General features: G+C 67.0%; 16 protein-coding genes. 13 read left to right on the top strand and 3 right to left on the bottom strand.

The window, feature by feature from the left end:
• Nucleotides 1–29: 29 nt before the first annotated feature.
• The 7 genes from G6N77_RS04815 (at nt 30) to G6N77_RS04785 (ending at nt 7,547) form a co-directional block, all read left to right on the top strand.
• Nucleotides 30–572 carry a flavin reductase family protein gene (locus tag G6N77_RS04815; protein WP_240901685.1) on the top strand — a complete coding sequence of 181 codons (543 nt, stop codon included), beginning with the start codon at nt 30–32 and terminating at the stop codon, nt 570–572.
• 253 nt (nt 573–825) lie between these two features.
• The gene (locus tag G6N77_RS04810; RefSeq protein ID WP_165180885.1) at nt 826–2,229 is read left to right on the top strand and encodes a hemolysin family protein; all 1,404 of its coding nucleotides are present in this window, start codon (nt 826–828) and stop codon (nt 2,227–2,229) included.
• Complete coding sequence (locus tag G6N77_RS04805; RefSeq protein ID WP_165180884.1) at nt 2,226–3,284, top strand: hemolysin family protein; 1,059 nt, start codon at nt 2,226–2,228, stop codon at nt 3,282–3,284. Before G6N77_RS04810 ends, G6N77_RS04805 begins: the two co-directional genes overlap by 4 nt.
• Before the next feature lie 82 nt (nt 3,285–3,366).
• Complete coding sequence (locus G6N77_RS04800) at nt 3,367–4,299, top strand: metal ABC transporter solute-binding protein, Zn/Mn family (RefSeq protein ID WP_165180883.1); 933 nt, start codon at nt 3,367–3,369, stop codon at nt 4,297–4,299.
• Nucleotides 4,296–5,156, top strand: a complete 861-nt coding sequence (locus G6N77_RS04795) for a metal ABC transporter ATP-binding protein (protein WP_165180882.1) — start codon at nt 4,296–4,298, stop codon at nt 5,154–5,156. Before G6N77_RS04800 ends, G6N77_RS04795 begins: the two co-directional genes overlap by 4 nt.
• Entirely contained in the window at nt 5,153–6,037 is an 885-nt protein-coding gene (locus G6N77_RS04790; protein WP_165180881.1) for a metal ABC transporter permease, read from the top strand. Before G6N77_RS04795 ends, G6N77_RS04790 begins: the two co-directional genes overlap by 4 nt.
• A gap of 79 nt (nt 6,038–6,116) precedes the next feature.
• Nucleotides 6,117–7,547, top strand: a complete 1,431-nt coding sequence (locus G6N77_RS04785; protein WP_165180880.1) for a lipase maturation factor family protein — start codon at nt 6,117–6,119, stop codon at nt 7,545–7,547.
• Nucleotides 7,548–7,560: 13 nt separating this feature from the next.
• Here the strand turns inward: G6N77_RS04785 and G6N77_RS04780 are convergent, their stop codons facing one another.
• Nucleotides 7,561–7,968, bottom strand: coding sequence for a Fur family transcriptional regulator (locus G6N77_RS04780; protein ID WP_165180879.1), 408 nt, complete (start codon nt 7,966–7,968; stop codon nt 7,561–7,563).
• Between the two features lie 73 nt (nt 7,969–8,041).
• Here G6N77_RS04780 and G6N77_RS04775 point away from each other — a divergent pair, with 73 nt between their 5' ends.
• The gene (locus G6N77_RS04775) at nt 8,042–8,698 is read left to right on the top strand and encodes an MBL fold metallo-hydrolase (RefSeq protein ID WP_165180878.1); all 657 of its coding nucleotides are present in this window, start codon (nt 8,042–8,044) and stop codon (nt 8,696–8,698) included.
• 19 nt (nt 8,699–8,717) lie between these two features.
• Here the strand turns inward: G6N77_RS04775 and G6N77_RS04770 are convergent, their stop codons facing one another.
• Nucleotides 8,718–9,797 (bottom strand): PLP-dependent cysteine synthase family protein, encoded by a 1,080-nt coding sequence (locus G6N77_RS04770; RefSeq protein ID WP_165180877.1) that lies wholly within the window; start codon nt 9,795–9,797, stop codon nt 8,718–8,720.
• 63 nt (nt 9,798–9,860) lie between these two features.
• Here G6N77_RS04770 and G6N77_RS04765 point away from each other — a divergent pair, with 63 nt between their 5' ends.
• The 5 genes from G6N77_RS04765 (at nt 9,861) to G6N77_RS04745 (ending at nt 14,116) form a co-directional block, all read left to right on the top strand.
• Nucleotides 9,861–10,712, top strand: a complete 852-nt coding sequence (locus G6N77_RS04765; protein WP_165180876.1) for a sulfurtransferase — start codon at nt 9,861–9,863, stop codon at nt 10,710–10,712.
• Nucleotides 10,709–11,758 (top strand): NAD(P)-dependent alcohol dehydrogenase, encoded by a 1,050-nt coding sequence (locus tag G6N77_RS04760; RefSeq protein ID WP_165180875.1) that lies wholly within the window; start codon nt 10,709–10,711, stop codon nt 11,756–11,758. Before G6N77_RS04765 ends, G6N77_RS04760 begins: the two co-directional genes overlap by 4 nt.
• Before the next feature lie 9 nt (nt 11,759–11,767).
• Nucleotides 11,768–12,196: an HIT family protein gene (locus G6N77_RS04755; protein ID WP_165180874.1), complete on the top strand. Its 429-nt coding sequence runs from the start codon at nt 11,768–11,770 to the stop codon at nt 12,194–12,196.
• 126 nt (nt 12,197–12,322) lie between these two features.
• Nucleotides 12,323–12,985 carry a nucleoside/nucleotide kinase family protein gene (locus G6N77_RS04750; protein WP_165180873.1) on the top strand — a complete coding sequence of 221 codons (663 nt, stop codon included), beginning with the start codon at nt 12,323–12,325 and terminating at the stop codon, nt 12,983–12,985.
• Nucleotides 12,986–13,078: 93 nt separating this feature from the next.
• The gene (locus tag G6N77_RS04745) at nt 13,079–14,116 is read left to right on the top strand and encodes a matrixin family metalloprotease (RefSeq protein WP_165180872.1); all 1,038 of its coding nucleotides are present in this window, start codon (nt 13,079–13,081) and stop codon (nt 14,114–14,116) included.
• Between the two features lie 131 nt (nt 14,117–14,247).
• Here the strand turns inward: G6N77_RS04745 and hrpA are convergent, their stop codons facing one another.
• On the bottom strand, nt 14,248–18,273 hold the full coding sequence (gene hrpA / locus G6N77_RS04740; RefSeq protein ID WP_165180871.1) for an ATP-dependent RNA helicase HrpA: 4,026 nt from the start codon (nt 18,271–18,273) through the stop codon (nt 14,248–14,250).
• Nucleotides 18,274–18,325 lie beyond the last annotated feature (52 nt).

Here is an 18,325-nt window from a genome sequence, read left to right as displayed (position 1 = left end):
CGGGCCGCCGCGAGAGGAACCATGCCCCCATGAGCACGCAAGCCGAAATGCCCGCAGCCTGCCCCGATTCCGGCCAGGCAGCCGCCAATTTCAAGGCAGCCTTCGGCGGGCACCCGGCCGGGGTGTCCATCATTACGGCCGACATTGGCACGGGGCCCGTCGGCATCACGGCCTCCTCGGTGGCCTCCGTTTCCGCGGAGCCGCCCATCCTGGCCTTTTCCCTGGCATCCCAGAAGGGCTCCGCCGCCGCCATCGCCGTGGCGGATTCCCTGGTGGTCCACCTGCTCACGGCGTCCGACGTCGGGCTGGCCCGAGCCTTTGCCAGCCCCACCACCGAACGCTTCACCGGCGCCATGGTGTGGACACGGCTGGACACGGGAGAGCCCTTGCTCATGCATGCCGGCTTCGCCCTGCGGTGCAAGGTCCTGAGCCGGACCGCGGCGGGTTCCTCACTGCTGGTGGCGGCCGCCGTGGTGGAGGTCATTGCCCCGGAATCCCCGGGCGAGCCGCTGGTATATCACCAGCGCGGCTACCACGGCCTGGGCGGGCAGGGGCTCCCGACGGAAAGTTGAATGGCGCGCCGCCGCCCCGGGGGCCGGGGCAGGCGCTCATGTAGACTGAAAAACCTATGGAAAGTAAATCTAGGGGCCGGCACAACGGTTCGCCCAGCGTGGGATCACGCTCCGGTGCAAACGTTGTACAAGCCGGCAAACCCCGCACGCGAGCCCACCACACCACCGCCAACGCACCGGCCGGCCCCAGCGCCGACCACCCCCCGCCGGCGCCCGGCCCCCGCAGCCGAACAGCTGAAACGGGGGACCTGTAATGGAATGGCTCCTCCTCGCAGCAGGCCTGCTCCTCATCCTGGGGACCGGGTTCTTTGTGGCCGTGGAATTTTCCCTCGTGGCCCTGGATCAGGCGTCGGTGCAACGCGCCGTGGACGACGGCGACAAAGCTGCTGAACCGCTGTTGCACTGCCTCAAGTCCCTGTCCACGCAGCTGTCCAGTTGCCAGCTGGGCATTACGCTGACCACCCTCCTGACCGGCTTCCTGATGGAACCGTCCCTGGGTGCACTGCTCGCCGGTCCTTTGGACGCCCTGGGCGTGCCCCCCGCTGCGGCTGCCACGGCGGCCCTCATCACCGCCATGGCGGTGGCCACCCTGCTCTCCATGCTCATTGGGGAACTGGTGCCCAAGAACATGGCCATCGCCAAGGCGTTCGAGGTTGGCAAGGCCGTGGCCCGCCCGCAGCTTGTCTTCACCGCCATCTTCAAGCCTGCCATCCTGGTCCTCAACGGCGTTGCGAACAAGGTCCTGAACCTGTTCGGCATGGAAGCGAAGGAAGAAATCTCCGGGGCGCGCTCGCCCGCCGAACTCGCATCCCTGGTGCGCCGTTCCGCCGCCATGGGCACCCTTGATGAGGGCACGGCGCGGTTTGTGGCGCGCACGCTGAGCTTCGGCGAACGCACCGCGGCCGACGTCATGACGCCGCGCATGCGCGTGGAAACCATCGAGTCCGAACAATCCGTGGCGGACATCATCGACGCCGCCCGGCGCACCGGGTACTCGCGCTTTCCCGTGATCGGCGATTCGCCTGACAACATCCTGGGCGTGGTCCACCTGAAAAAGGCCGTCTCCATTCCCTTTCGGAAGCGCGCCGCCATTGAGGCCGGCGCCATCATGACTGACGTGCTGCGCGTCCCCGAAACAGTGCACCTGGACGCTCTGATCCTCGAACTCCGCGAGGGGAACCTGCAGATGGCCGTGGTCCAGGACGAATACGGCGGTACGGCAGGTGTGGCCACGCTGGAAGACCTCGTGGAGGAAATTGTGGGTGAGGTTTCCGACGAGCACGACCGCACCAAGCCCGGCATCCTGCAGGCCGCCAGCGGCGACTGGTATTTCCCGGGCCTCATGCGCCCCGACGAGGTCACCGAACGCATCGGCCCGCTCAACGTCCCCGACGAGGCCGCCTACGAAACCGTGGGTGGGTTCATGATGGCCGAGCTGGGCCGGATCGCCCGCCTCGGCGACACGGTCCCGGTGGAAGGCGGCACCCTGGTGGTTGACCGGCTGGAGCGGCGCCGCATAGACCGCATCCGCTTTGTCCCGGCACCGGACCCCGCAACCGGGGAACCCGGCAGCCCCGGACGTTCCGGGCACGACGGCGGCAAGCACGACGGCGGCAAGCAAGACGGCGGCAAGCTCGACGGCGGAGGCCGGAAATGAACCCGTGGGCAGGAATTGCCTGGCTGGTGGTGCTGTTGCTCGGCAATGCGTTCTTTGTGGCCGCCGAGTTCGCCATCATGTCCGCCCGGCGCAGCCAGATCGAACCGCTGGCGGACGCGGGTTCCAAGCGCGCCAAAGTCACCTTGGGGGCGATGGAAAACGTCTCCCTCATGCTGGCTTGTTCGCAGCTGGGCATCACAGTGTGCTCGCTGTTGATCCTCAACGTTGCCGAACCTTCCATCCACCACCTGCTGTCCACGCCGCTGCACGCCCTGGGCGTTGCAGAGAGCATTGCCGCGCCCGCGGCGTTTGTGGTGGCGCTGCTGCTGGTGACGTTCCTGCACGTGACGTTTGGGGAGATGGTGCCCAAGAACATGAGCGTCTCCGCCGCCGACAAGGCGGCCCTGCTGCTGGCCCCGCCGCTCGTCTTCATCGGCAAGCTGGTGAGGCCCGTGATCGTGGCACTGAACTGGAGCGCCAACCACATTGTCCGGCTGTTCCGGATCGTGCCGCAGGATGAGGTGTCGTCTTCCTTCACCCTGGAGGAAGTGCAGTCCATCGTGGCCGAATCCACGCGCAGCGGGCTGGTGGATGACCTGACCGGGCTCATCAACGGGGCGCTGGAGTTTTCCACCCAGCGTGCCGGCGGCATCATGGTGCCGCTGGAGCAGGTGGTGACGCTGCCGGCGTCGGCCACGCCGGTGCAGTTTGAGCACAAGGTCGGCAAGACGGGGTTCTCCCGGTTTGTCCTGACCGACGACGGCGGCACGCTGTTGGGCTACCTTCACCTGAAGGACGTGTTGCCCATCCCGGCGGAGCGCTATGAGCTGCCCATCGGGGAGGCCCGCGTGCGCTCCATGGTGAACCTGTCCGTGGATGAGGAAATTGAGGATGCGCTGGCCATCATGCAGCGCACCGGATCGCACGTGGCCCGCGTGATTTCCGCCGACGGCCAAACCGTGGGCGTGCTGTTCCTGGAGGATGTGATTGAGCAGCTGGTGGGCGAAATCCGCGACGCAACCCAGACGCAGATCCACGAACGCAAAAAGGCTTGATGCGAACGGTTCCCAATATGCGTTATGCTGGGTGCAGACTTATTGGTAACAATTCTCATTAGCATCCTTCGGAGGACACCGCATGCAGCTGCGCCGCACCACACTGACCCTCGCATTGGCCGTGGCGGCGTCGCTGCTGCTGGGTGCATGCGGGGGCGGTTCCAGCGCGGCCACGGACAAGCAGGCCGGCGGCGGCACGATCGCCGTGGTGGCCTCGACCAATGTGTATGGCAGCATTGCCGAGGCTGTGGGCGCGGACCGGGTGTCCGTCCATTCCATCATTGCCCGGGCCGACGCCGACCCCCATTCCTATGAGGCCACGGCCCAGGACAAGCTGGCCGTCTCCAAGGCCGCCGTCGGCATTGAAAACGGCGGCGGCTACGACGATTTCTTCGGCCAGCTGGCCAAGGGGATCCTCGATCCCGCAAAGGTCATCAACGTCAGCCGGCTCTCCGGCCTGGACACTGGTCCGGACTTCAACGAGCACCTGTGGTACTCGCTGCCCACCATGTCCAAGCTGGCTGACCAGCTGGCCGTGCGTTTCTCCGCGCTGGATGCTGCCCACGCGGGCGAGTTTGCCGCCAACGCCAAGGCCTTCAAGGGCACACTGGCCGGCATTGAGGCATCGCTGGCCGGAGTCAAGGCGGCGCACCACGGAGCCGCGGCAGCCATCACCGAACCCGTGCCGCTGTACCTGCTGGAGGAGGCCGGCCTGGCCAATGCCACCCCTGCAGCGTTCAGCACGGCCATCGAAAACGGCTCCGACGTCCCCACCACCGTGCTCCGGGATACAGTAAACCTCATGACAAACGGAACCGTGGCCCTGCTGGCCTACAACCAGCAAACCGAGGGCCCGCAAACCGTGGAGGTCAAAAAGGCCGCCGAACAGGCGGGGGTGCCCGTGGTGGACTTCACCGAGACCCTGCCGCAGGGCAAGGACTACCTCCAGTGGATGGCCGCGAACGCAGCCCACATCCAGCAGGCCCTGGCCACCTCCAAAGCCACCGCGAAGTGAGCGCAACGTCCACGCCGCCCGGCGTCGCAGTTGCCAGCGCACCCGCCGTCAGCCTGCGCGGCGCCAGCCTGGCGTACGGGCCGCGCACCCTGTGGGACGGACTGGACCTGGACATTGCGCCGGGTGAATTCCTGGCCGTGCTCGGTGCCAACGGCAGCGGCAAGACAAGTTTCCTGAAGGTCCTGCTGGGGCTGGTGCCGCTAGGCGCCGGCACCCTGGCGATCGACGGCGAACCAGCCCGCCGCGGCAGCCGCGCCATAGGCTACGTCCCCCAGCAAAAACACTTCCCGCCGGACACGCCCCTGAGGGCGCGGGACCTGGTCGGCTTGGGCGTGGACGGCCACAAGTGGGGCATCCGGCTGCGCGGGCGCGCCTACCGCAAGCGGGTTGACGCGCTGCTGGCCGAGGTGGGGGCCGCGTCCTACGCGAAGATTCCGGTGGGCATGCTCTCCGGCGGCGAGCAGCAGCGGCTGCGCATTGCCCAGGCCCTGGCGCCGAACCCCAAGGTGCTGCTCTGCGACGAACCTTTGCTCTCACTGGACCTGCACCACCAAAGGGCCGTGAGCGCCCTGGTGGGGCGGCAGGCAAAACGCAACGGGACCGCCGTCGTATTTGTCACGCATGAAATCAACCCGATCCTGGAACACGTTGACCGGGTGCTGTACCTGGCCGGCGGGCGATTCACCATCGGCACCCCCGGGGAGGTCATGACCACGGAAGTGCTGTCGCGGCTCTATGGCACACACGTTGAGGTGCTGCACAGCCACGGGCGGATTGCCGTGGTGGGCATGCCGGACAGAGTGCTGGACGGCCACCCCGAGGAACTTCCCGGCGCGGAATTGCAGGGGCAGCCATGAACTGGTCGGACTTTTCCCACGCCGTTTTCAACTTCACCGACTATGCCCAGCTGCTGCCGCTGTTCCGCGATTCCCTGCTGGCCGGGGCCATCCTGGGCCTGGTCGGCGGCCTGATCGGCACCTTTGTCATGATGCGCGACCTGGCCTTCGCCGTCCACGGCATAGCCGAACTGTCCTTTGCCGGGGCGGCCTTTGCCCTGCTGGTCGGCGCGGACGTCATTTTCGGTTCACTGGCCGGCTCCGTGCTGGCCGCGCTTTTGCTCGGCGTCATGGGGGTGCGGGCCCGGGAGAAGAATTCGGTGATCGGCGTCATCATGCCGTTTGGGCTGGGCCTGGGCATCTTGTTCCTGTCCCTCTACCAGGGACGCGCGGCGAACAAGTTTGGCCTGCTGACAGGGCAGATCGTGTCCGTTGACTCCACGCAGCTCTCCGCCCTGGCGGCCACTGCGGCGGTGGTCATCGCCGGGCTGGTGCTCATTTGGCGGCCCCTGACCTTTGCCAGCGCCGACCCGGACATTGCCGCGGCCCGGGGCATCCCGGTGCGCACCCTGTCCTTGGCCTTCATGTTCCTGCTCGGGATTTCCGTGGCCCTGTCCATCCAGGTCGTGGGGGCCCTGCTGGTGCTGGCACTGCTTATCACCCCCGCGGCGGCGGCCCTCCAGGTGACGGCGGCCCCGCGCAAGGTGGTGCTGCTCAGCGTGGCCTTCGCCATCATCTCCACAGTGGGCGGCATCATGCTGGCCCTGGGCGGGAGCATCCCGATCTCCCCGTACGTCACAACGCTTTCCTTCCTGATCTACGTGCTGTGCCGCGGCGTGGGTGCCGTGCGGCGCCGCCGCGGCTGGACAGTGCGGACACCCTTGGAAGCTGCGCACGCCTAGGCCGCAGCCGTGCGCCACTTCTAAAGTGGCGCACGATTGGCCCCTGACGGTGCGCAGCTCCAAGGGCTAGCGTTGGTGCATGGACTGGTTGGGCGGCTGGCTTGGCGGCTGGTTTGGCACGGCGGACTTCGGGCTGGCGCGCTTTGTGCTCCAGCGCGGCATAGCGGCCATTTTCCTGCTCGCCTTTGTCTCCAGCGCCCTGCAGTTTCCGGCACTGCTGGGCGAACACGGCCTGCTGCCCGTGCCGCGATACCTGGACCGCGTGGCGCGCCCGCCCGGGCCTACACTCTTCCGCTGGCGGTACTCGGACACGCTGCTGCGTACCGTGGCCTGGACCGGCGCGGCCCTGGGCCTGTCCGTGGTGGCGGGCCTGCCGCAGCGCGGGCCAGCCTGGGTGCCAATGGCCGTGTTCCTGGCGATGTGGCTGCTGTACATGTCGATCGTCAACGTGGGGCAGGTCTTCTATGGCTTTGGCTGGGAGATCCTGCTCCTGGAGGCCGGCTTCCTGGCCGCCTTCCTGGGCTCAAACCAAACCACGACGCCGGCCGTCACCCTCTGGCTGTTCCGCTGGCTGGTGTTCCGGCTGGAGTTTGGCGCCGGACTCATCAAGATGCGCGGCGACCCGGCCTGGCGGGACCTCACGGCGCTGTACTACCACCATGAAACCCAGCCCATGCCCAACCCCCTCAGCTGGTTCTTCCACCACCTGCCACGGCCGCTGCACAAGGTGGAGGTGCTGGGCAACCACCTCGCACAGCTGGTGGTGCCGTTCTTCCTGTTTGCCCCGGCTCCCGTGTCCACCGTGGCTGCCGCGGCCATCATCCTCACGCAGTGCTGGTTGGTGCTGTCAGGAAACTTTGCGTGGCTGAACGCCGCCACCATCGTGCTGGCATTCTCCGCCGTGGCAACTCCCGCGGTGCCTGCCGTGGCACCGGGCGGGCCGGGGATGCCCACCTGGTTTGCCGCCGTCGTGCTGGCGGTGGGGGCGCTCGTGCTGGTGCTCAGCTGGTGGCCGCTGCGCAACTTGTTTTCCCGGCACCAGGTGATGAACGGCAGCTTCAACCGGTGGCGGCTGGCCAACGCCTACGGGGCGTTCGGCTCCATCACGCGGGACCGCCTGGAGGTGGTGGTGGAGGGCACCTTGGGCGATCCCCGCGGCGGTGGCTGGATGGAATACGGCTTCCGCGGCAAGCCGGGGGAGCCCGGACGGATGCCGCGGCAATGGGCGCCCTACCAGCTGCGCCTGGACTGGCAGATGTGGTTCCTGGCGCTGGGGTCGCCCGGCCTGAATTGGTTTGTGCCGTTCCTGAACAAGCTGCTCGACGCCGACCCGGCCACCTTGGGCCTGCTGCGCCACGACCCGTTCGCCGGGGAACGGCCCGCCTGGGTCCGGGCGCGCGTGTTCAGCTACCGGTACACCACGTGGGCCGAGTGGCGCGGGAGCGGCAATTGGTGGGTGCGTGAGCCGCTGGGCGAGCTGGTGCCGCCCGTCAGCCGTGGCAGCCATTAACGGCTGTGCGCGCTCAGACCGCCGCGCACTCGGGGCACAGGCCGTAAATCTCCACCGTGTGCTGGACCTGTGTGAAGCCGTTTTCGCGGGCGATCCGCGCAGCCCAGCTCTCAACCGCCGGCGCCTCAATCTCCACCGTTTTGCCACAGTTGCGGCACAGCAGGTGGTGGTGGTGGCTGGTGGCCGAGCAGCGCCGGTACACGGCCTCGCCCTCGCCGTTGCGCAGGGTGTCCACCAGGCCGTCGTCGGCCATGGAAGCCAGGATCCGGTACGTGGTGGCCAGGGACACGCGCACGTCCTGTTCGTGGAGCAGGCGGTGGAGCTCCTGGGTGCTGACAAAGTCCTCCAGGCCGTCAAGGGCCGCACTGATGGCCAGCCGCTGCTTGGTGACGCGCTGTTCCCTGACCGGCACTTCAGACATGCTTTTGACCCGCTTTCCGACTCCAAATCCAATTAACCAGCCTAACGCACCGGCACGGTATTAGGCTGGCAGCATGTTGCTGACCAAATACACGCACGCCTGCATCCGCCTCGAAAAGGAAGGACGGGTGCTGGTGATCGATCCCGGCACGTTCTCCGAAACAGACCGGGCCCTGGCGGGTGCCGATGCCATCCTGATCACCCACGAGCACGCCGACCACATTGACCAGGCCGCGGTCCTGGGCGCCCTGGCCGCCAGCCCGGCGCTGGCCATCCACGCGCCGGCCGGGGTGGCCCGCACCCTGCGCGAGGCTGCGCCGCAGTCGGCCGGGCAGGTGCACGACGCCTCTGCCGGGGAAACCTTTGCGGTGGCGGGTTTCAACGTGCTTGGCGTGGGAGGCCAGCACGCCGTCATCCACCCGTCCATCCCCGTGGTGGCAAATGTCGGCTTCGTGGTGGATGGGGCTGTCTACCACCCGGGCGATTCGCTGATCGTGCCGGCGGGCGTCCAGGTGGACACGCTGCTGGTTCCCGTGCACGCACCGTGGTCCAAGGTGGCCGAAGTGGTGGACTTTGTGGTGTCCGTACGGGCCCGCAGAGCATTCCAAATCCACGACGCACTGCTGAACCAGGCGGGCCTGTCCTTCACGGAGTCCCACATTGGGCGGATCGGGGCCGAGCACGGCACCGAATTCCGCCACCTGGCAGCCGGGGAGTCGCTGGAAATCTAGCGCAGTTCCCTGGCGGGTTCTAGCCTGCCCACACACCCGTCTCGAAGAAAGAGCGGATGGTGGCCGCGTGTGGCTCCGGGTCCAGGCCCTTGCCGGCCAGCCACGCGGGGTTGTTATAGCTGCCCGCGTACCGCTCGCCGCCGTCGCACATCAACGTGACTATGCTGCCCTGCTCGCCGCGGGCCACCATGCCGGCCACCAGCTGCCACACGCCCCAGAGGTTGGTGCCTGTGGAGGGGCCCGCGGCCATGCCGGACAGTTCGCTGAAGTGCGCCATGGCCGCCACGGACGCGGCGTCGGGGATCTGGAGCATGTGGTCGATCACGCCCGGCACGAAGCTGGGCTCCACGCGGGGCCGGCCAATTCCCTCGATCCGGGAGGAGTTCCCGGTCACCACGGACGCGTCGCCGGAATTCCACGCCGGATAGAACGCGGAGCCTTCCGGATCCACCACTGCCAGCTGCGTGGAGTGGCCGTGGTAGCGGATATACCGGCCGATCGTGGCGGACGTGCCTCCCGTGCCGGCGCCCACCACCACCCAGGCCGGTTCGGGGAAGCGTTCGTGCGAGAGCTGGGTGAAGATGGACTCGGCAATGTTGTTGTTGCCCCGCCAGTCCGTGGCCCTCTCGGCGTAGGTGAACTGGTCCATGTAGTGCCCGCCGGTTTCGGCAGCGATGGCCGCCGCGGCCGAATACACCTGGTCCGCCTGCTCCACCAAGTGGCAGCGGCCCCCGAAGCTCTCGATCAAGGCAACTTTTTCCGGGCTGGTGCCGCGTGTCATGACGGCAACAAAGTCCAGGCCCAGCAGCTGCGCAAAGTACGCCTCCGAGACGGCCGTGCTGCCCGAGCTGGCCTCCACCACCGTAGTGCCCTCGTGGATCCAGCCGTTGACCAGTGCAAACAGGAACAAGGACCGGGCCAGGCGGTGCTTCAGGCTCCCCGTGCGGTGGCAGGATTCGTCCTTGACATACAGGTCCACGCCCCACTGCTCCGGCAGCTCGATCTTGTAGAGGTGCGTATCTGCGGAGCGGTTGTTTTCCGCCTGAACCATGCCGATGGCACGATGGGTCCAGGCCTGGGCTGAGTGGGAGGAAGTCATGAAGCCAGCGTAGCGCGCTACATTTGAGGCACGCCAAAACAAGCAACCCCGAGGGAGCCCCGCATGACCGTGTTAATGAGTGTTTCCGAACTCCGGGAGCGCCTCGCCGCCGGCGCGCGGACCGTGCTGCTGGACGTGCGCTGGGCCCTGGGCGATCCGCACGGCCGTGAGCATTACCTTGCCGGCCACCTCCCGGGCGCTGTCTTCGTCAACATGGAAACCGAGCTGGCCGGCCACGGGGAACCGCGCGACGGCCGCCACCCGCTGCCCGCCGAGGCAGACTTTGCCGCGGCCGTCCGCCGCTGGGGCATCAATGCCGGGGACACGGTGGTGGCGTACGACGACGCCGGGGCTGCCGCCGCTGCCCGCGCCTGGTGGCTGTTGGGTTACGCAGGCTTTGACAACGCCTACCTGCTCGACGGCGGACTGGCAGCCTGGCGTGCAGCGGAGCTGCCGCTCGCCCAAGGTGAGGAACGCGCGGAGCCGGGGAACGGCGTCGTGCATTATGGGCACAAGGCCGCCGTGGACATTGACGGGGCCGCAGCCTGGCCGGGGCACGGGATCCTGCTGGATGCCCGGGCGGGGGAGCGGTACCGCGGGGAGGCCGAGCCCGTTGACCCGCGGGCCGGGCACATTCCGGGCGCCGTGAGTGCACCCACCACAGGGAATCTTGCCGCGGACGCCACGTTTCTGCCGGCCGCGGAGTTGCGGGCGCGGTTTGCGGCCCTGGGCGTGGCCGACGGCGCCGAGGTGGCCGTCTACTGCGGTTCCGGCGTCACGGCGGCCCACGAGGTGGCGGCGCTGGAGATTGCCGGATTCACGGCTGCGCTGTTCCCGGGGTCATGGTCGGCGTGGTCCAACCGTCCGGAGCGCCCCGTCGAGACGGGCGCGGCGGGCGATAGGGTTGAACCATGACGCAAGCAAAAGCATACGCAGCCGTGTCCGCGACGTCCGGCCTGGCCCCCACCACCATCGAACGCCGCGACCCCGGGGCGCACGACGTGGAGATCGCCATTGACTTCTGCGGGCTGTGCCACTCCGACGTCCACACCATCCGGGCTGAATGGGGAGGGACCACGTACCCGCTGGTTCCGGGGCATGAAATTGTGGGCAAAATCAGCCGCATCGGTGCCGACGTGGCCGGGTTTTCCGTGGGAGACACCGTGGGCGTGGGCTGCATGGTGGACTCCTGCCGCGAATGTGATTCCTGCCTGGAGGGCTTTGAGCAGTATTGCGAAAAAGGCAACACCGGCACCTACGGGGTGGCGGACCGGCGCAACGGGGGCGGCATCACGCAGGGAGGCTACTCCTCCTCCATAGTGGTGGATGAGAACTACGTGCTGAACGTGCCGGCGGGACTGGACCCGGCCGGCGTCGCGCCCCTGCTGTGCGCGGGAATCACCACCTACTCGCCGCTGCGCTACCTGGACGTCCAGGAGGGCGATTCCGTGGGCGTGGTGGGGCTTGGCGGGCTGGGGCACATGGGCGTGAAAATTGCCAAGGCCCTGGGCGCCACGGTCACCGTTTTCACCACATCCCCGGCCAAGGCCGACGCTGCCGTTTCGCTCGGGGCCGACCACGTGGTGGTCTCCTCCGACCCGGCCCAGATGCACGCCGCGAAGCACACGCTCAATGCCATTTTGGACACCGTGGCGGCCGTGCACGACATCAACCCGTACCTGGGCACGCTGGCCCGCGACGGCGCCCTGATCCAGCTGGGCCTGCCGCCTGCCGACATGCCCCCGGTGCGGCCCGGGCTGCTGATCCGCAAGCGCCTGGCCTACGGCGGATCGCTGATTGGCGGCATTGCGGAGACCCAGGAAATGCTGGATTTCTGCGCGGAGCACGGCATCGTTTCCGACATTGAAATGGTCACCGCGGACGGGCTGGACCAGGCCTATGACCGCATGGTGGCCGGCGACGTCAAATACCGTTTTGTGCTGGACAATTCGACCCTCTAGGAGCCTTTCGTGAGCACGCTGTTTACCAAGATCATCAATGGCGAGATTCCCGGCCGCTTCATCTGGAAGGACGAATCCTGTGTGTCCTTTTTGACCATTGGGCCCCTGACGGACGGGCATGCCCTGGTGGTGCCGCGGCTGGAGGTGGACAAGTGGACGGACGCCGCTCCGGAGCTGGTGGCGAAGCTGATGGCCGTTTCCCAGACCATCGGGCAGGCGCAGCTTTCGGCGTTTGGGGCGCCCCGGGCCGGGCTGATTGTTGCCGGCTTTGAGGTGGAACACCTGCACGTCCACGTGTTCCCGGCCTACGGACTGGAGAATTTTGACTTCAAGGCCGTGGACAACAACCCGGACCCTGCGGCAATGGACGCCAGCGCCGAAAAGATCCGCGTGGCCCTGCGTGCGGCCGGCCACGGCGAGTTCGTCCCCGAATCCTAGGCCCCTTTTCCCGACGCTCGGTTGCAATCGGGGGAGTTTTCTTGGACGCTCGGTTGCAACCGGGGGAGTTTTCTTGGACGCTCGGTTGCCAGTGGCAAGATTGGGCTGCAGGTGCGGCGATCGTTGATGGAAGGGGCTGTAGTGGGGACGGTCCTGGCATTGCTGTTGCGGCACTTGGCAGCGGAAACGCCCATCAAGCCGGAAGGTTTCACCTTGGTTGCCGTCGACGGTGTTGACGGGAGCGGAAAGTCTACTTTTGCGGCGGCGTATGCGGAAGCCCTGTCAGCGCTCGGACACCCTGTGGTGCTTATCCACGCGGACGACTTTCTCAATTTGCGCGCTGTGCGCCACTGCCGGGGCAGGGACTCCCCTGTTGGCTTCTGGCTGGACAGTTATGACTATTCGGCCCTGGAGCGGGACGTCCTGATTCCTTTTGGTCCAGGGGGCGACGGCGGCTACCGGGCCGCGGCCACGGACCACCGGCGCAACGCCGCCGTGGATTCGCCCCTGGTGCAGGCCCGCCCCGGTTCCGTTTGCATTGTTGAAGGCATGTTCCTGCACCGCCGCGAGTTGGCGTGGCGGTGGGCCTATTCGGTGTTCCTGGACGTGCCGTTCACAGAAACAGCCCGGCGAATGGCCGTCCGGGACGGCACCCCGCGGGACCCCGGCCACCCGGGGATGCGGCGCTACATCGAAGGGCAGCGGCTTTATTTTGCCGACTCCAAACCTTGGCTCCGTGCCACGCGGGTGGTGGACAACACTGACCCGCTGGCGCCAATTGTGGGCTAGCATTCTGCCAATGCACTTCGTGGCAGGGGGGGACCGCACCGTGGAAACTTATTGGCTGGCAGCCAGGGAAAACCTCCATGTCCGGAGGTCCCCTTGACGGCGGACCAGCCCGAACCCCGCAGGGACCTGCGCCGGTCCGCCTCCGGCCGGGTGCCCCAATGGGTCCTCGACGAAGAGGCTTCCGGTCTCGCCGCCCGGGCAGGATTCGACAAAGCCGCAGGCCCTCTACCGGGGCCGCGGCGAAAGAAGCGTGAGCCCCGCCGTTCACGAGGCAGGGCGCCACGCCTGCTGCGCACCATTTGTTTAGTTCTGGCGGTAGCGCTTATTGTCACCTATTACGCGTTCCCGGGCCTGCTCCGCGACGCCACAACGGCCATTGCCGGGGAACAGTTCTCCGCTCCGCAATCCGGCGTCGGGCCTGCGTCCACCTGGCGTGCAGGGTACCCGCCGCGCGGCGTTGAGGCGCAGAAGCAGCCGCTTGGGCATCCCGCCGAGATGTCGCCGTCGAGCAGTTCCTATGTCTATATCGATGGGGATTCCAAAAGCCGCTTCGTTGCCTACGACCCCTGCCGGCCCATCCACTTTGTGACCCGACCCGACCACGCGCCTTCAGGCGCACGCCAACTCATCACGCAGGCAGTGGCCGCAGCGTCTAAGGCAAGCGGGCTAACGTTCATTGACGACGGCGACACTACGGAGGGCTACTCCAAGGACAGGAACGCGTACCAGCCGGACCGTTACGGAAAGCGCTGGGCGCCCGTGCTGATCGTTTGGGAAACGACTGACGAGCAGCCGCAATTTGCCCCAAGTGCAGTTCCCGGGGCCAAGAACATTGCCGGACTTGGCGGCAGCCAGGCAATAGTCGGCGACTCGGGGAGCCGGGTCTTCGTCACTGGGGATGTCCAGCTCAACGCAACCGCCCTGGGCGAATTGATGACGAGACTAAATGGTCCCGCGTTGGTGACGGCCGTCGTCAAACACGAACTGGGCCACGTCCTTGGGCTGGGACATGTAGGGGACCCCACACAGCTGATGTACGAAACTGCGCAGCCAGGAGTCGCAAGCTACGCGGCCGGTGACCTTGCCGGCCTCGCGACGCTGGGGCAAGGGAAGTGCTTCCCCAATCACTAGGACTGCATTTCTGGAGGGAGCGTTGGTGAAAACACCCCTTTTTGATGAGGGAGCGTCGGTGAAAACACCCCCGATTGCAACCGAGCGTCGGGGAGACGGGGAGGCGGGGAGGCGTCGGGGCGGCGTCCTCGTCAGGCCATCGCCTTTGACAGGGCCACGCGGATGCGCTTTTCCGACACCGAATAGGCCGTCCCCAGCTCCACCGCGAACAGGCTGACCCGCAGTTCCTCAATCATCCAGCGCACATGCTCCAGCCCCGCCGTGGACCGCTGGCCCGGCAGCAGCGCCGCCATGGCGTCGTCGTACTCGTCCTCCAGCCGCTGCACGGCGGCCATCGACTGCCCGTCCCGCGCCACGTTGGAGGGCAGCTTCTCCAGCCGGCGTTCAATGGCAGCCAGGTACCGCGGCAGCTGGCTGAGCTGGGCAAATCCCGTTTTCGCCACAAAGCCGGGATACACCAGCAGGTCCAGCTGCTGCTTGATGTCGTTCAGGGCGCTGATCAGCGGCAGGCTGCTGGTGGAACGAAGCGCCTTGTCGATGCGCAGCTTCGACGCCAGCACCTTTTCCACCACGGCCGTCACCGAGAACACCGTGTCGATGAGCTCGGCGCGCACGGTTTCGTACAGCGCGTCAAAGTCCTTTTGGTTCCAGGGCAGCGCGGCCGGCGTGAGCTTGTCAATCGTGGCGAGGGTGCAGTCGGCAATCAGCTCGGTGACGGAGCCGTGCGGGTTTTGGCTGAACGTGAGCTTCTCGGTGTTGCTCAGGTGGTCCAGCACGTACCGGTCCGGCGACGGCACCCGCAGCGCCAGCAGCCGGATGACGCCTGCGCGCATGGCCAAATCCGCCACGTCTTGGCGCTGGAACACGCGGATCCCGGCCGTGGCGCCCTCGTCCACGAGCGCCGGGTAGCCCGTGACGGTGTGCCCGCCCACGAGCCGTTTGACCTCGCGCGGCAGCGAGCCCAAATCCCAGCCGGTGATGCCTGAGCGTTCCTGGATGCCTGCGGCGTCGGCGGAGTTGCCCGGGATGTTCGACGCCGGGGACGCGCCTCCCGCTGTTGCCCTGCCTGCCGCCGGGGTTCCGTTGGCGGGCGCTGGCCTGCCCTTGCCATTCGATCCGGCTGCGGGTGCAGCCAGCGGCGCCCGCCCGGCCTGGGTGGTTTTGGGTGTGGCGCCGAGTGATTCGGCAATGGCGCGGCGGGTGGCCCCGGCCAGCTTGGCCTGGAGGTCGGAGAGATTCTGGCCCTCCTCCAATATCCGGGCATTCTTGTCCACCACGGAGAACGTCATTCTCAAGTGCGACGGCACGGCGTCCCAGTTCCACGATCCGGGCGGGATGATGTGCCCCTTGATCCGGCGCAGCGCCAGCTCCAAGGACGGCTCCAGCAGGTCCGCGGCCGGGTCAAAGTCCGCGGCCAGGGCCGCGGCAGCCTGCCGCCCCACGTCCGGGGCGGGGATGAAGTTTTTGCGCACGGCCTTGGGCAGCGACTTGATCAGCGCGGTGACCAGCTCCGCCCGCAGTCCCGGAATCTGCCACCGGAACGGCGCCTCATGCAACTGGTTCAGGAACAGCAGCGGCACCTGGACGGTCACGCCGTCGGATGGGTTCGGGGCGGCACCCGGCGCGGTGGGATGGAATTCGTAGGACAGGGGCAGCTCAAACTCGCCCTCGGTCCAGGTCTTCGGGAAGGCGGCCTCATCCAGCGAAGGCTCCTCGACCATGACCACGTGCGCGTCAAAGTCCAGGAGGGCAGGGTTTTGGTGCCGCGCATCCTTCCACCACTTGTCGAAGTGCCGTTCCGAGACAACCTCGCCGCCCACGCGCCCGTCGTAGAACTCAAACAGCGCCTCGTCGTCCACGCGCAGGTCGCGGCGGCGCATGCGGGTTTCCAGCTCCTCCACCTCGGCCAGCAGGGCCTGGTTGCGGTGGAAGAACTTGTGGTTGGTGTGCCAGTCGCCCTCGACCAGGGCATGGCGGATGAACAGCTCCCGGCTGAGTTCCGGGTCAATGCGGCCATAGTGGATGCGCCGGTCCGGCACGATCGGCACCCCGTACAGGGTGACCTTTTCGTGTGCCATGACCGAGCCCATTTTCTTGGACCAGTGGGGCTCACTGTACGTGCGCTTGACCAGCTCAGGGGCCACCTGTTCGGCCCAGAGCGGGTCGAACTTGGCGGCCACGCGCGCCCACAGGCGGGAGGTTTCCACGAGCTCGGCCGCCATGACCCAGTCCGGCGACTTCTTGAACAGCGCCGAGCCCGGGAACACCATGAACTTGGTGCCGCGCGCGCCGGCGTATTCGCGCTTGCGCTGGTCGTACAGGCCGATGTGGCTCAGCAGCCCGGTCAGCAGCGACATGTGGATGGCGTCGTGGTTGGCCACCGGGTCAATGTCATTGCCGGACACCTTGATGTCCAGCGACTTGCCCATTTGCTTGAGTTGGGTGAACAAATCCTGCCATTCACGCACGCGCAGGTAGTTGATGAACTCGGCCTTGCACAGGCGCCGGAACGCACTCGAGGACAGCTCGTTCTGCTTCTCCCTTATGTAGCGCCACAAGTTAAGGAAGCCGGTGAAATCAGAGTTTTCGTCCTGGAAGCGCCTGTGCTTTTCCTGCGCCAGCTGCTGCTTGTCCGTGGGGCGCTCGCGGGGGTCCTGGATGGTCAGGGCAGCGGCGAGGACCATGACCTCCGCGGCCACGCCGCGCTTCGCGGCTTCCACGATCATCCGTCCCAGCCGCGGGTCCACCGGGAGCTGCGAGAGTTGGCGTCCGACGGCGGTGATCGCGCCTTGGGCGTTCACGGCGCCGAGTTCGCGCAGCAGCGTGATCCCGTCGGTGATGGCCCGGGAGTCCGGCGGCTGGACGAAAGGGAACTGCTCCACGTCCTTGGGGCCCCGGGCCACGCCCATCGCCGTCATTTGCAGGATGACGGCGGCCAGGTTGGTGCGCAGGATTTCCGGGTCGGTGAACTCGCTGCGGGCGTTGAAGTCTTCTTCCGAATACAGGCGGATGCAAATCCCGTCCGAAACGCGGCCGCAACGCCCCGAGCGCTGGTTCGCCGAGGCCTGCGAGACCCGCTCAATGGGCAGGCGCTGCACCTTGGTCCGGTGTGAATAGCGGGAAATGCGGGCCGTGCCCGGATCGATGACGTACTTGATGCCGGGGACAGTCAGGGACGTTTCCGCCACGTTGGTGGCCAGCACAATCCGCCGCCGCGAGCCGGGGGTGAACACGGCGTGCTGCTCGGCCAGCGACAACCGGGCGAAAAGCGGCAGGATTTCGGCATTGCGCAGGCGGGGGTTTGTTTTAACACGGCCGTGCAGTGCGTCCGCGGCGTCCCGGATCTCGCGCTCGCCGGAGAAGAAGATCAGGATGTCCCCGGGGGCCTCCTTGGACAGTTCATCCACGGCGTCGCACACGGCGTCGAGCGGGTCGCGGTCCTCCTCACTGTTGCCGCCGTCCTCCCGGTTCCCGCCGTGTCGGTTCCGGTCGGCACCCAAGCCGGCTTCGCCGTCGTCGTCCATGTCCTCTTCGGAGCCGTTGGCGGGCCCGGACAGCGGGCGGTATCGGATCTCGACGGGGAAGGTGCGCCCTGAGACCTCCATGATGGGGGCGGGGCCCTCGGGGGAGGCGAAGTGGGCGGCGAAGCGCTCCGGGTCGATCGTGGCCGAGGTGATGATGACCTTTAGATCCGGGCGCTTGGGCAGGATTTGGCGCAGGTAGCCGAGGATGAAGTCGATGTTCAGGGAACGTTCGTGGGCCTCGTCGATGATGATGACGGAGTATTTCCGCAGCAGCTTGTCACGCTGGATTTCGGCGAGCAGGATGCCGTCGGTCATGAGCTTGATCTTGGTCTGCGGGCCCACGTGGCCGGTGAAGCGGACCTGGAAGCCCACCTCCTCGCCGATCTTGACGTCGAGTTCGCTGGCGATGCGCTCCGCCACGGTGCGCGCGGCAAGGCGGCGCGGCTGCGTGTGGCCGATCAGGCCCTTCTCGGCCAGGCCAAGCTCCACGCACATTTTGGGGATCTGGGTGGTCTTTCCCGAACCGGTTTCGCCGGCGATGATGGTGACCTGGTTGGCGGCAATGGCGGCCATGAGGTCGTCGCGGCGTTCCGAGACCGGAAGCGCGGCGGGGTAGGTGATAGTGAAAGTCATGGTGCCACCCAGTTTATGCCGTTATCGGAGTTGGCCTGCCGGGCGGGTTGAG

Source organism: Arthrobacter silviterrae, assembly GCF_011045165.1.
GTDB classification, from domain to species: domain Bacteria; phylum Actinomycetota; class Actinomycetes; order Actinomycetales; family Micrococcaceae; genus Specibacter; species Specibacter silviterrae.
This window is presented reverse-complemented; position numbering and strand designations above follow the sequence as displayed.